Raw genomic sequence first — 13,525 nt, 5'->3', positions numbered from 1 at the left:
CGTCATCAAGCGGGATGAAATACGGTCAATCACATGCAAAGCGCATCAAACAGCATCAAACGCCCTCGAAAGGGGCCCACGACGCATCTCATGGTTCGCACGGTGGTGGCGGTGGGGTCCCTCGTCGCCGGCGGTGCCGCCGTGTGGCTCCTCACCCGGGCCTGGCTCTCGGCCCACGCCGACGTCACTGCCCCCGGCCCTGCTACCAGCGACGAGCTGCTCGCCCTGGCAGCCGCCTCGTTCGCCCTGGCCATCGTGGCCTGGCTCGGGCTGGGCACCGTGCTCGAGCTCCTGGCGCGCCTGCCGGGACGCGTCGGGCGCCTCGCGCAGGTGTGGTCCGATCGGCTGACGCCCGTCCTCGCGCGTCGCGTCGCGGCGTTCGTGCTCGGCGTGGGAGTGGGCGTCGCAGGAGGCCCCACCCAGGCCGTGGCGCACCCTCGGCCCTCCAGCACCGTCGCCTCCGTCGCGGACCCGGGCTTCGTGCCCCACCTTCCTGTGCCGGATCCCGGGTTCGGTCCCGTCGCGGCCGCAACCGGCTTCACGCCGGCCACCCGACCCGCGCCCACACCCCCGGCCCCGGGCTTCACGCCCGCCGCCCCCCGCGTGCGCCCCCAGCCCGACGCCGGCCTCATCGGCGGGCGACCGGGTCCAGCCGTGGGCCACGAGGTCGTCGTCCACCGGGGCGACACCCTCTGGTCGATCGCCGCGCGTCACCTCGGCCCGCAGGCCTCCGACGCCGAGATCGCAGCGGCCTGGCCCGAGTGGTTCGCCCACAACCGTGACCTCATCGGGGACGACCCCGACCTCATCCTTCCCGGCCAGATCCTGCGTGCCCCCGACACCGACGAGACAGCGAGTGTGCACCGATGAGCCCGACGACGACGTCCCACTTGCGGTCCGTGAAGGTCCTCTCCCCCGCCACGCAGCGCCCACCCGCCATTCCCCTGGCCGAGGCCATGCGGCGGTCGGTCGACGAGCTGGGCCACCCGGCATACGTCCAGGACTCTCTCGCGGTCGACCTCGCGCACGCGAGCGACGAGCAGATCTTCGGCCCGCAGAGCACCTCGCGCGTCGACCTGCCGGACCCGGGCCCGTGGGCCGGCCAGATCGCACAGGCGATCGTCGAGGTCATGTCCGGACTGCGGCCGGCCCCCCAGGTCGTCCGGTGGACGACCCCTCAGGTGTATGCCGTGATCGCCCGTCGCGGAGCCCTTGCCGCCCGTCGGCGGGCGTCACGGTCGCGAGCCGTCGCCCAGCGCGCGATCGTCAGGTCCGTGCACGTTTGCGAGCCGGACGACGGCGTCGCCGAGTGCAGCGTCGTCGTCAGCGAGGGGGAACGGGTGCGGGCGATGGCGTTGCGCCTCACCGGACAGGACGGACGCTGGCGCGTCGAGGCCCTCCAGATCGGGTGAGCTCAGGCGCTCTGGCCGTGGCACATCTTGAACTTCTTGCCCGAGCCACAGGGGCAGGACGCGTTCTTGGGGGTGTTCGCCAGCTGGTCCGCCGTGAGACCGTCGCGCCCACCTCCAGCCGAACCGCCGTTGCTTCCGGCGCGCAACGCCACGTCGCGCTCCTCGACCTCACCGGTCTCGGACGGAGCCGTGTAGTGCAGCTGGGCCGGTTGGCGCGGCCGCTCGATGCCGACACCGGCCACCTCGACGTGCGGCTGCTCGGACGCCGGCGCCGCGGCTGAGTCCCCGCCAGCCGCGAGCCCACCGAACATGTCGGACACGTGCTGCGGTGCCGCCGCGACCTCGGGTGCCGGCTGGTCGACCTGGACGTCGACGTGGAACAGCAGCCCGACGGCCTCCTCCTTGACCGACTCGTTCATGGCCTCCCAGAGCTGGAAGCCTTCGCGCTGGTACTCGACGAGCGGGTCGCGCTGGGCCATGGCCCGCAGGCCGATGCCCTCCTGGAGGTAGTCCATCTCGTAGAGGTGCTCACGCCACTTGCGGTCGAGGACCGAGAGCATGACGCGGCGCTCGACCTCACGCATGACCTCGCTGCCGAGGAGCTCCTCGCGCTGGTCGTAGGCGTGGTGGGCGTCGGAGAGCAGCTCTTCCTTGAGGCTCTCGCTGCGCAGGCCCGACACACCGCCCGCGGCCTCGATGACCTGCTCCTTGCTGAGCGAGATCGGGTAGAGCGCGCGGATGGCGGTCCACAGGCGGTCGAGGTCCCAGTCCTCCGGGAAGCCTGCGGCGGTCTCGGCGTCGACGTAGCCACCGACGACGTCGTTGACGAAGAAGCGCATCTGCTCGTGCAGGTCCTCGCCCTCGAGGACACGCCGGCGCTCGTCATAGATGACGGTGCGCTGGCGGTTGAGGACGTCGTCGTACTTGAGCACGTTCTTGCGGATCTCGAAGTTCTGCGCCTCGACCTGGCTCTGGGCCGAGGCGATGGAGCGCGAGACCATCTTGGACTCGATGGGGGTGTCGTCCTCCATGCCGGCGGTGCTCATGACCCGCTCGACCATGCCGGCGTTGAACAGCCGCATGAGGTGGTCCTGGAGGGAGAGGTAGAAGCGGGACTCGCCGGGGTCGCCCTGGCGTCCGGAACGACCACGCAGCTGGTTGTCGATGCGGCGCGACTCGTGGCGCTCGGTGCCGAGGACGTAGAGACCGCCGGTCTCGGCGACCTCCTCGTGCTCGGACGCGACCTTGGCCTCGGCGGCCTCGAGCGCGGCCTCCCATGCGGCTTCGTACTCGTCGGGGGTCTCGACCGGGTCCAGGCCGCGGTCCTTGAGCGCGGCGACGGCCATGAACTCGGGGTTGCCGCCGAGCATGATGTCGGTGCCTCGACCGGCCATGTTGGTGGCGACGGTGACGGCGCCCTTGCGTCCGGCGTCGGCGACGATCGCGGCCTCACGCTCGTGGTGCTTGGCGTTGAGCACCTCGTGCCTGATCCCCCGGCGACGCAGCTGCTCGGAGAGGAGCTCGCTCTTCTCGACGCTCACGGTGCCGACCAGGACCGGCTGCCCCTGCTCGTGGCGCTCGGCGATGTCGTCCACGACCGCGGCGTACTTCGCCTCCTCGGTGCGGTAGACGAGGTCGGCCTGGTCCTTGCGCACCATGGGGCGGTTCGTGCGGATCGGGACGACGCCGAGCTTGTAGATCGAGTTGAGCTCGGCGGCCTCGGTCATGGCCGTACCCGTCATGCCCGAGAGCTTGTCGTACATGCGGAAGTAGTTCTGGAGGGTGATCGTGGCGAGCGTCTGGTTCTCGTTCTGGATCGTCACGCCCTCCTTGGCCTCGATCGCCTGGTGCATGCCCTCGTTGTAGCGGCGGCCCTTGAGGATGCGACCGGTGTGCTCGTCGACGATGAGGACCTCGCCGTCCATGACGACGTAGTCCTTGTCGCGGGTGAAGAGCTCCTTGGCCTTGATCGCGTTGTTGAGGTAGCCGATGAGGGGAGTGTTGGAGGACTCGTAGAGGTTGTCGATGCCGAGGTAGTCCTCGATCTTCTCGATGCCGGGCTCGAGCACGCCGACGGTCTTCTTCTTCTCGTCGACCTCGTAGTCGCCGCGCGCCTCGATGCCACGCAGCTGGTCGGCGCCCTCGCCGCGCTCGAGGTGCATGACGGCCTTGGCGAACTCGCCGTACCACTTCGTCGGCTGGTCGGCCGGCCCCGAGATGATGAGCGGCGTGCGGGCCTCGTCGATGAGGATCGAGTCGACCTCGTCGACGATGGCGAAGTTGTGGCCACGCTGCACGAGCTCGTCGGTCGACCAGGCCATGTTGTCGCGCAGGTAGTCGAAGCCGAACTCGTTGTTGGTGCCGTAGGTGATGTCCTTGGCGTACTCGGCGCGGCGCTGGTCAGGCGTCATGTTGGCCAGGATGCAGCCGGTCTCGAGGCCCAGGGCGCGGTGGACGCGGCCCATGAGCTCGGCCTGGTACTCGGCCAGGTAGTCGTTGACCGTGATGACGTGGACGCCCTTGCCCTCGATCGCGTTGAGGTAGGAGGGCAGGGTCGCGACGAGGGTCTTGCCCTCACCGGTCTTCATCTCGGCGACGTTGCCCAGGTGCAGGGCGGCGCCTCCCATGAGCTGGACGTCGAAGTGTCGCTTGCCGAGGGTGCGCTTGCCCGCTTCGCGGACCGCGGCGAAGGCCTCGGGGAGGATGTCGTCGAGGGTCTCACCGTCGGCGAGGCGGGCGCGGAACTCGTCGGTCATGCCGCGCAGCTCGTCGTCGCTCATGGCGACGAAGTCGTCCTCGATCGCGTTGATCTGGTCGGCGACGTTCTCGAGCTTCTTGACGATCCGGCCTTCACCGGCGCGCAGCAGCTTTTCCATGATCTTCACCACGGGTGGGACTCCTCGTTGCACATAGTCTCGCTCGGCATGCCCCGCTGACACTCGACGAGACCTGCCAAGGGTAGTCGAGCCCTGCGTGACGGGCTGCACCTGATGCAGCACTCCACGGTCCCCAACGAGGGGGTCGGTTAATTCGGTTCCGGGTGCGCGAGCACTGTGATGACATTCGGGTATGCCGTTCCCGGACTCCGTCCCGATCCTCACCGATGGTGTCGTGCGCCTTCGCGCCCACACCGAGCACGACGTCGACCGCATCGTCGAGCAGTGCATCGACCCCGACAGCCTGCGGTGGACCCAGGTGCCGCGCGGCTACACCGCGGACATGGGGCGCGAGTGGATCGGGGAGATCGCGAAGGGCTGGGACGGCGGGGGTGACCAGGTCTGGGCCATCGAGGAGGTCGCCGACGCCCAGGGCCGCTTCCTCGGCTCGATCGACCTGCGCCCGCGCGCGGCCGGTCGCGCCGAGCTCGGCTTCGGGCTCCACCCCGAGGGCCGGGGGCGTGGCCTCATGGCGCGTGCGGTCAGGCTGGTCAACCAGTACTGGTTCGATGCCGACGGCAAGCGGGTCGACTGGTATGCCGAGCGCGGCAACTTCGCGTCGTGGGCGGTGGCGCGCGCCGCCGGCTTCGAGTTCCTCACGACTCTCCCGGAACACGTCGCCCACGGCGACGGCGGCCTCGTCGACGCGTGGTTCGCGACGATCGGACGCAACGACGCCACGGAGCCACGCACGGCCTGGATCAAGCCTCCGCCTCTCGAGGCCGACGGAATCCGGCTGCGTCAGTGGCGCGACGACGACGTCGAGAGCGTCGAGGAGCCGAGCCACCCCCCGCACTTCATCCCCCCGCGGGCTGTTCCGACCGCCGACACCTGGGACGACTGGCTCACCCGAAGGCGCCTCAACATGGCCAGAGGCGTGGGCTCCAACTGGTGCATCGCCGACGCCGACACCGACGTCGCGCTCGGCGAGGTCCTCGTCTTCGTCCACGACGGTGCGCTGGCCGGAAGTCACACGGCCGAGCTCGGCTACTTCCTCTACCCCCGCGCCCGTGGCCGGGGTGCGGCTCGCACGGCAGCGCGACTTGCTGTCGGGCACGCCTTCGCGTCGACGGACGACGGCGGGCTGGGACTGCGCCGCCTTGTCGCCGAGACCGCGGCCGACAACGCAGCGAGCAACGCGATCCTGACGTCGGTCGGTTTCACCAGATGGGGCCACGAGGCGGCGGCTCAGGCACCGGACGGGTCCATCGGCCCGGCCGACCACTGGGAGCTGCTGCGACCCTGACCGTCCACGGGGGTGAGTTCGGGGCGGGGCACGGGGTCGAAGGTCGGTCCGGCGCCGAGGCCGAGCCAGTCCGCCATCAGCTCGAGCTCCTCGTGGAGCTCACGCACGTCGTCAGTGTGGCCGCGCCCGGGTTCCCAGGACACCTTGCGGGCGAGGAGCCGCCCAGCCGCACGGTCGGCCTTGAGGTCGACCCGGCCGACGAGGTCCTCGCCGAGCAGGAAGGGCAGCACGTAGTAGCCGTGGACCCGCTTCTCCTGCGGCACGTAGATCTCGAGCCGGTAGTCGAACCCGAAGAGCGCAGACGTCCGGTCCCGCTGCCACACCAGCGAGTCGAACGGTGACAGCAGCGCCCGTGCCGAGATCCGCCGTGGTCGCCGTGCACCCACGTGCAGGTATGCCGCCCGCTTCCATCCCTCGATCGCCACCGGCTCCAGCTCCCCCGCCGACACCAGGGCCTCGATCGCCGGTCGAGCCTGCTCGGGCTTGAGCCGGAAGTAGTCGCGCAGGCACTGCTCGGTGCCGACCCCGTGGGCCCGGGCGGCGATGCGGATGAGCTCGACGAACGCCTCGTCGTCCGGCGGCCGGGCAGCCGGGGACTCCGCCAGCTCGCGCAGGTGAGGTGGCAGCACCCGCGAGGGCACGGCATACCGGCGTTCGAACTGGCTCGTGCGTCCGGACGAGCTGACCTCGCCGGCCCAGAACAGCTGCTCCAGGGCGCTCTTGACCAGGGACCAGTTCCACCCCCACCCGTCGCGGTCGCGGGGCAGGTCGTGGGCGAGCGCTGACTCGAGCTGTCGGCTCGTCAGCGGGCCGCGCGCCCGGACCTCGGCCAGAACGGCCTCGACGAGCTCGGGGTGGTCGCGCTTGACGCTCTGCATGCCGCCCCAGGACTCGTCGTGGGCGCGGCGCATGCGGAAGTCGAGCAGCGGCCACGTCGCCGGCGGGATGAGGGAGGCCTCGTGCGCCCAGTACTCGACGAGGCGGCGCGGCGCCCGGTCGCGCGCCCGGTCGACGAGTCCGCTGTCGTGCGGCCCGAGTCGCGAGAAGAACGGCAGGTAGTGGCTGCGCGAGACGACGTTGACGCTGTCGATCTGGATGATGCCGACCGTGTCGATGACGCGCTGCACCTGGCGCGAGGTCGCGGTCCACGGCGCGGGCCGCGACCCGCCGAAGCCCTGCGCGGCAAGGGCGATCCGGCGGGCGGCGAGAGTGCTCAGGCGCATGGGGCCATCATCGCGGCCACCCCCGACAGCCGCCCACCGCGGCGCCGGACTGCTCAGGCGTCGGGCTCGATCAGGTTGCGCCGCATGGCATACAGCGCCGCCTCGACCCGGGAGTGGAGCTGGAGCTTCTCGAGGATGTTGCGCACGTGGTTCTTGACCGTGTTCTCGCTGATGAACAGCTGGGACGCGATCTCCTTGTTGGCCTTGCCCCGGGCCACGAGCCCGAGGACCTCGAGCTCACGCTCGGTGAGTCGCGGGCCGGGGGCGGCGTCCTTGGGCGGCTCGTTGCTCAGCCGGGAGAACTCGGCGATGAGCTGGCTGGCCATGTGCGGCGGGATCATCGACTGACCGTCGTGGGCCATGCGCACCGACTGCGCGATCTGCTCGGTCGGCAGGTCCTTGAGGAGGTAGCCACTCGCGCCGGCCTTGATGGCGGCGAAGAGGTCGGACTCGTCGTCGGACGCCGTGAGGATCAGGATCTTGGTGCGGGGCGCCTTCTCCTTGATCGCCGTGCACGCCTCGATCCCGCTGTTGCCGGGCATGCGGACATCGAGGAGGACGACGTCGGGGTCGAACTCGAAGCACTTCTCGACGGCCTCGATCCCGGACGCTGCCTCGGCAACGATCTCCAGGTCGGGCTCCAGGCCGATGACGGCCTGCATGCCACGACGGTAGAGATCGTGGTCATCGGCGATGACGATGCGGATGCGGTGGTCACGGGCCTCCCCCGAGGACGGGGCCCGTGATCCCTGCTCAGATGGGGGCGGACTCACCACGCAATCGTGACACGGCGTGTCCGCCCCCGTCTGACGATTGGACAACCTCGTCCGGGACAGCGACGAGGTCACGCCGTCAGGAGGCCTCAGCGCGCTCGACGACAGGGGCAGGGACGGGAGGACCGGGATCCACGAGGATGGCGTCGGGGTCCTCGGCCGTCTGCGGGGCCGACTCGTCGAGGTCGAGGTGGATCACACCGTAGGACCACCCGCGGCGCCGGTAGACGACGCTCGCCTTGTCGGTCTCGGTGTCGTGGAAGAGGTAGAAGTCGTGCCCGACGAGCTCCATCTCGCGCAGCGCCTGCTCGAGGTTCATCGGGGCGGACGTGTGGACCTTCTCGCGCACCTCGATGGGCGAGTCGACGAAGGGTCCCCCGTCGTCCTCGGGTGCTGCGGCGTCGTCGGGACCGGTCTCGTCGGGGACATAGGCGGTGGCGCTCGCCACCGACTCCTGCGTGTGGCGTCCACGTCGCACGGTGCGGTCGTGCTTGCGACGGAGCCGCTCGAGGAGCTTCTCGAGAGCGACGTCGAGCGCTGCGTACTTGTCCTCCTGGCAGGCTTCGGCACGCACGACGGGTCCCTTGATGTGACACGTGATCTCCACGCGGTCACAGGCCTTGGACTGTCGACGGTTCGCTTCGTGGCTGATGACGACCTCGATCCGGCGCGTGCGCGGCGCGAGCTGCTGGACCTTGTCGAGCTTCTCCGCGATGTGCTCCCGAAATCGGTCCGAGACGGTTGTGTGACGTCCGGTGACGACGATGTCCACTAGTCCTCCTGAGGATTGACGTGCCTGGCTCTACCAGTAGGCGCCTGTCGAGGGCTAAGGGCGGCGGCACCACCTCCACGGGATGCGTCTCATGCACCGACGTTAGACCTGTCCCCAGACCCTTTCAAGTGGAGGACCGTCTGTTTGTCCGTCGACCGGCAAACGCCTCCTCGTGGCACCGATGGCTGCGGCCAGGACCTCCGTCGCGCCCGCGTCGCGCAGGGCCCGCGACGCCTCGGCGAGGGTTGCTCCCGTCGTGATGAGGTCGTCGACGACCACGCACACCGCGCCCTCGACGACGCGTCGGTGACGCTCGCGCACGACCATGGCGCCGGCCAGGTTGAGGGCACGCTCCGCGGCGTCGAGGGCGGACTGGTCGCGGGTGATCCGCGTCGGCGCGAGCACGTCGGCGACGAGCGCCCGACCGGCCAGGCTCTCTGCAGCCGAGGTCACGAGCGGACGCAGGGGCACGTCGCCACGCCGCCGCCGGGCCCGCGGCGAGCCCGGCACGGGGACGACGACGAGCCCACGCCCGCGCAGTGCCCGGCGCGCGCCTGCGTTGCCGCCTGTCGCAGCTGCCAGGGCCGGAGCCAGCCAGGCGGAGAGCGGTCGCGCCAGGTCGCGGCGCTGCTCGTCCTTGTATGCCGTGACGACGGCCCGCAGCGCACCGCTCGCCTCCCCGGACACCCAGCACTGCGGCATACCGCGTGGGCACGGTGACGGCAGCGCGATCCGCGGCGATGGGTGCAGGCACTCGGCGACGGCTGCACGACACCCTGGGCACAACGGCCCGTGGGGACGGTGACAGAGCGCGCACGAGGCGGGCAGCATGAGGTCGAGCAGGTCGGAGAACATCGAACGACCCTGTCGCACAGGGTGATCGGGCGCCAGGAGCTGGAGAGGCCCTGTGGACGGGCCTGGCCCGTCCACGGACCTGTGGACGAACTAGCGGCCGGGGATGACGACGTTGGTCCCGGGGCCGAGCGAAATCCACTGCTGACCTGCTCGACTCAGCACGACGCCGTCGGACGTCGTCACGAGGATGTCGCGCTCGCCTCCACCTGATGTGATCGCGATGCCCCTCGACACCTCGGCGAGGGACTGCTCCTGACCATCGACCGAGATGACGTAGGGTCGGCGCTTCTCGGTCGACCCGGCGCGACGGGCCAGGGTCGCCACCGTGAGGTCGGAGAGCCACACGAGACCGGCGACCTCGACGAGGTTGGCGCCGAGGCGTTGGGGTGCCGCCAGCTGGGTCGGCTCCCCTCCCGGACCACGGACGACCCCGGCCAGGTCGAGCTGCGGCTTGGAGCCGTCCTGCGCCGTGTGGAGGATGGCGACCCGGGAGCCGTCGGGAGAGGGCTTGGACTCGATGACGCGGCGCGCCTTGAGCCAGTCCGCGGCGACCGCCTTGGCGGTCGGCTGGCGCTGGGTCGCGGGGTCACCGGCCATGTTGAAGGCCCAGAGCCTGAGGTCGGACTCCTCGTCGAGCCCGATGCCACCGGCCCACAGGAACCCTCGGGTGTCGTATGCCGGGTGGCCGACCTTGGTCCCGAAGAACGGCATCTCGTAGCGGGTCGTGCCGTGGAAGCGCGAGAGCCCCTGTCCGTCGGGGTCGACGGCGGTCATCTCGGTGGAGTCGGCGGACATGGCCAGGGAGTGGAACGTGCGAGCGAGGTCGACGTGGCCCGACTTCTCGGGCTCGCGGCCGGCCGCGCTCGAGCTGGGGAGGAAGAGGAGGGAGTCCCCCGGCGCACGACCGGCCGTCCGGTGCTCGAGGCCGGGGCGTCTGGGAAGCCGACCTGCTGGACGGTGCGCACGGGTAGGTCGACACCCGGCAGCTCCAGCGTGACGTCGCCGACCCGCACGGTCACTGCCTGCACGCGCGAGTCCTGAAGCAGGGTGGAGACGAGCTGCGCCCAGACGTTCTCCCGTTGCACCTTGTCGGTGGGGACGCTCCCAGTGATCTCGACGCGGGCGATGCCGTCGTTGACCGACACCGAGTCGGCCGTGAGCCGTGACCCGCGCGGGATGTCGTTGCGCACCGAACCGGCGAGGTATGCCGGTGGGTCGGCGAGCTGGGCCCGCGCAAGTCGCGTGGCGAGATGGTCACGCGGGAACCAGCGCCGGTCGGGGACCAGTGCGCGGCGGTCCTTGGCGAGGTAGTGGAGCGTGTAGGGCTTGAGCAGGTTGCCGAGGTCGGAGGTGGTGATCCACCGACCGAAGTCCTTGGGAACCTTGCTGATCCGCCACTCTCCCTTGACCCGGACGAACTCGAAGACCACCGTGCGACTCGTGGACGGGGCCGCGTTGACGTAGCGGCCGTTGACGTCGATGGTGCCCTCCACGCCACCGGAGAGGATGGCGACGTTGGGTGGCTTCGGGGTGACCGTGAGCGGCGTGCTGGTCGAGTAGAGCAGCACCTCACCCTCGGGCACCCAGGCCTTGGCCGCCTCCGGGGTGAGGAAGCTGCGAGCGGTCCCGTAGTCGCCGTCGCTGGCGGCACCGGCTCGGACGAAGCCGGCGGCGATCTGCTGCTGCGTCGCCTGCTCGGCCGGTCCGGGGAAGAACGCACGCACCGGCTGGGCCTCACCGCCGCGCACCTCCAGACCCGGCTCGACGGCCCTGCCTGCGCCCACGCTCCCGCTGCACCCGGCCAGCACCGCGGCGACCAGGGTCAGCACGACGCCGAGGGCAGCACCCGAACGACGTGGCCGGCGCGCGTCCCCCTGTCGCACGACGTTGCTCACCTCCGCTCCCCCGGCGAGAGCGCCAGGGGCGACGACGTCAGGGACTCGCCCGCACGCTGCGGCAGCGTGAGGCGGAAGCGAGACCCGACGCCTGACTCACCCCAGGCCTGGAGCCAGCCGTTGTGCAGGCGGGCGTCCTCGAGCGCGATGGCGAGCCCGAGGCCGGTGCCGCCTGTCGTGCGCGCGCGGGCGGGGTCGGCACGCCAGAAGCGGGTGAAGACCATCGAGGCCTCGCCCTGACGCAGGCCGACGCCGTGGTCCTCGACGACGACGGCGACCGCGCCGTCCCCCTCGCGCAGGCGCACGGTGATGGGATTGCCGTTGCCGTGCTCGATGGCGTTGACGACGAGGTTGCGCAGGATCCGCTCGACCCGGCGCTCGTCGACGTCGGCCTCGACCGGTCCGGAGGCGAGCACCGTGATCGTCGACCCGCGCCGGTCGGCCAGGGGCTGGGCTGCGTCGACGACCGCGGCCACGGTGCCGCGCAGGTCGACCGAAGCCAGGTCGAGTGCCGCAGCACCCGCGTCGAAGCGGCTGATCTCGAGCAGGTCGGACAACAACGACTCGAAGCGGTCGATCTCCCCCTGGAGGAGCTCCGCCGAGCGCCCGACGACGGGTGAGAAGTCGGCGCGGGAGTCATAGAGGAGGTCGCCGGCCATCCGGATGGTCGTGAGCGGTGTGCGCAGCTCGTGCGAGACGTCGGAGACGAAGCGCTGCTGCACCCGGCTGAGTCCCTCGAGCTGGCGGATCTGCGCCTGGAGGCTGTCGGCCATCGCGTTGAACGACGTGCCGAGCAGCGCGAGGTCGTCCTCGCCGCGCGCCGGCATACGTTCGTTGAGCTTGCCCGAGGCGAGGCGCTCGGACACCTCAGCGGCCCGACGCACCGGTGAGACGACCTGTCTGGTGACCACCCAGGCGACGGCGCCGACGAGGACCGTGAGGATGAGGCCGGCGATGCCGAACGCGGTGGAGATCAGGCTCATGGTCCTGAGCTCCTGCGTCATCGGATAGATGTAGTAGAGGTCGTAGCGACCGGCGCCGGGCACCTCGACCCCGCTGCCGACGAGGACCGCCGGGACCTCCTGGCCGTCGATGACGACGTCACTGACCATCTTCTGCTGATGTGTCGGGTCGGCCGCGACGCGCTCGCGGATCTCGTCGGTGATGGAGGCCAGGCCGAGGCCACCGGACTCGAGGGAGTTGAGGGCGATCGGGTTGTTGTTCCTCAGGCCGCGCAGCATGACGACGTAGCGCGACGGCTCGGGCCCGGGTGGGGTGAGCACGGACCCCATGATGTCCTTCGCCGCAATGTTGAGCTCCTCGGCGGTCGTCGCCGCGTTGTTGTCCCACTGCTGCTGCGCGGTGTTGGTGAGGGCCCTGGCTTCGTACTCGCTCGTGCGGATCTTGTCGTCCTGCAACCCGGTGGCGATCTCGTTGTAGAGGTAGGAGCCGAGCAGGGAGACGACGACGAGACCCAGCAGCACGGTGGTCGTGACGACCCGGAACTGGAGGGAGCGACGCCAGGTGCGCAGCAGGGCCGAGGCGGCCGCGACGATCGCCCGGGCCAGCCGGTGCAGGGCGCGCAGTGAGGTGCCCCCGAGCTGTTGGAGCTGTCGCGACAGCGTGGGGGACGGTGACGGTCCGGCGCCGGCAGCGGCGGTCGGCGTCTCCGCCATGGTCAGGCCGGTCCCGCCCGGTAGCCGACGCCACGCACGGTGACCACGATCTCGGGCCGCTCCGGGTCCTTCTCGATCTTGGAGCGCAGGCGCTGGACGTGGACGTTGACGAGGCGGGTGTCGCCGGCGTGGCGATAGCCCCACACCTGCTCGAGCAGCACCTCGCGGGTGAAGACCTGCCACGGCTTGCGCGCGAGCGCGACGAGGAGGTCGAACTCGAGCGGGGTGAGGCTGAGGGACTCGCTGTCGCGCTTGACCGCATGGCCCGCGACGTCGATCGTCAGGTCGCCGATGGTCAGGCGCTCGGGCTCGGCGTCGTTGTCGCGGCGCAGGCGGGCGCGGACGCGGGCGATGAGCTCCTGCGGCTTGAACGGCTTGACGACGTAGTCGTCGGCGCCGGACTCGAGCCCGACGACGACATCGATCGTGTCCGTGCGAGCGGTCAGCATGACGATCGGGACCCCGGACTCCGCACGGATGCGACGGCACACCTCGAGCCCGTCGATGCCGGGAAGCATGACGTCGAGGAGCACGACGTCAGGACGGGTCTCGCGGAAGGCCGCGAGCGCCCCCGAACCGTCGGCGACATGGTCGACGTCCAGGCCCTCGTTGCGCAGCACGATGCCGAGCATCTCCGCGAGAGCCAGGTCGTCGTCGACGACGAGCACGCGACCCTTCACGCTCACTCCTTCAAGTGCAGAGGTGATCCGGCGCTGTCCCCGCGCCGATTCCTCATG

Annotated in this window: 12 protein-coding genes; 3 read left to right on the top strand and 9 right to left on the bottom strand. The window is 70.5% G+C overall.

Going from position 1 to position 13,525, the window contains the following annotated elements; genetic code table 11:
* The first annotated feature begins 90 nt into the window (after nucleotides 1-90).
* Both ACZZ98_RS14010 and ACZZ98_RS14005 read left to right on the top strand, forming a co-directional pair.
* Nucleotides 91-870 carry a LysM peptidoglycan-binding domain-containing protein gene (locus ACZZ98_RS14010; RefSeq protein WP_463516819.1) on the top strand — a complete coding sequence of 260 codons (780 nt, stop codon included), beginning with the start codon at nucleotides 91-93 and terminating at the stop codon, nucleotides 868-870.
* Nucleotides 867-1,412: an Rv3235 family protein gene (locus tag ACZZ98_RS14005; protein WP_463516818.1), complete on the top strand. Its 546-nt coding sequence runs from the start codon at nucleotides 867-869 to the stop codon at nucleotides 1,410-1,412. The genes ACZZ98_RS14010 and ACZZ98_RS14005 overlap by 4 nt, the downstream gene beginning before the upstream one ends.
* Before the next feature lie 2 nt (nucleotides 1,413-1,414).
* On the opposite strand, the gene secA is transcribed toward ACZZ98_RS14005, so the two are convergent.
* Nucleotides 1,415-4,300, bottom strand: a complete 2,886-nt coding sequence (gene secA, locus ACZZ98_RS14000) for a preprotein translocase subunit SecA (RefSeq protein ID WP_463516817.1) — start codon at nucleotides 4,298-4,300, stop codon at nucleotides 1,415-1,417.
* A 181-nt stretch (nucleotides 4,301-4,481) separates the two neighbouring features.
* On the opposite strand from secA, the gene ACZZ98_RS13995 reads away from it, so the two are divergent.
* Entirely contained in the window at nucleotides 4,482-5,594 is a 1,113-nt protein-coding gene (locus ACZZ98_RS13995) for a GNAT family N-acetyltransferase (RefSeq protein WP_463516816.1), read from the top strand.
* On the opposite strand, the gene ACZZ98_RS13990 is transcribed toward ACZZ98_RS13995, so the two are convergent.
* From ACZZ98_RS13990 to mtrA, 8 genes are all read right to left on the bottom strand, one after another.
* Entirely contained in the window at nucleotides 5,537-6,817 is a 1,281-nt protein-coding gene (locus tag ACZZ98_RS13990) for a winged helix-turn-helix domain-containing protein (protein ID WP_463516815.1), read from the bottom strand. The genes ACZZ98_RS13995 and ACZZ98_RS13990 overlap by 58 nt on opposite strands.
* A gap of 53 nt (nucleotides 6,818-6,870) precedes the next feature.
* Complete coding sequence (locus ACZZ98_RS13985; protein WP_463516814.1) at nucleotides 6,871-7,590, bottom strand: response regulator; 720 nt, start codon at nucleotides 7,588-7,590, stop codon at nucleotides 6,871-6,873.
* A gap of 79 nt (nucleotides 7,591-7,669) precedes the next feature.
* Nucleotides 7,670-8,362 carry a ribosome hibernation-promoting factor, HPF/YfiA family gene (gene hpf, locus ACZZ98_RS13980; protein WP_463516813.1) on the bottom strand — a complete coding sequence of 231 codons (693 nt, stop codon included), beginning with the start codon at nucleotides 8,360-8,362 and terminating at the stop codon, nucleotides 7,670-7,672.
* 102 nt (nucleotides 8,363-8,464) lie between these two features.
* A complete protein-coding gene (locus tag ACZZ98_RS13975; RefSeq protein ID WP_463516812.1) occupies nucleotides 8,465-9,217 on the bottom strand; it encodes a ComF family protein in 753 nt (250 codons plus the stop codon).
* A 90-nt stretch (nucleotides 9,218-9,307) separates the two neighbouring features.
* On the bottom strand, nucleotides 9,308-10,012 hold the full coding sequence (locus tag ACZZ98_RS13970) for an LpqB family beta-propeller domain-containing protein (RefSeq protein ID WP_463516811.1): 705 nt from the start codon (nucleotides 10,010-10,012) through the stop codon (nucleotides 9,308-9,310).
* Nucleotides 9,988-11,112 (bottom strand): GerMN domain-containing protein, encoded by a 1,125-nt coding sequence (locus ACZZ98_RS13965; protein ID WP_463516810.1) that lies wholly within the window; start codon nucleotides 11,110-11,112, stop codon nucleotides 9,988-9,990. The genes ACZZ98_RS13970 and ACZZ98_RS13965 overlap by 25 nt, the downstream gene beginning before the upstream one ends.
* Nucleotides 11,109-12,788: an MtrAB system histidine kinase MtrB gene (mtrB, locus tag ACZZ98_RS13960; RefSeq protein ID WP_463516809.1), complete on the bottom strand. Its 1,680-nt coding sequence runs from the start codon at nucleotides 12,786-12,788 to the stop codon at nucleotides 11,109-11,111. Before mtrB ends, ACZZ98_RS13965 begins: the two co-directional genes overlap by 4 nt.
* Before the next feature lie 2 nt (nucleotides 12,789-12,790).
* Nucleotides 12,791-13,468 (bottom strand): MtrAB system response regulator MtrA, encoded by a 678-nt coding sequence (gene mtrA, locus ACZZ98_RS13955; RefSeq protein ID WP_463516808.1) that lies wholly within the window; start codon nucleotides 13,466-13,468, stop codon nucleotides 12,791-12,793.
* Between the last annotated feature and the right edge of the window lie 57 nt (nucleotides 13,469-13,525).

Source organism: Knoellia sp. AC549, assembly GCF_979258975.1.
The sequence above is the reverse complement of the archived record's forward strand: the minus strand, read 5'-3'. Positions and strand labels throughout refer to the sequence as shown.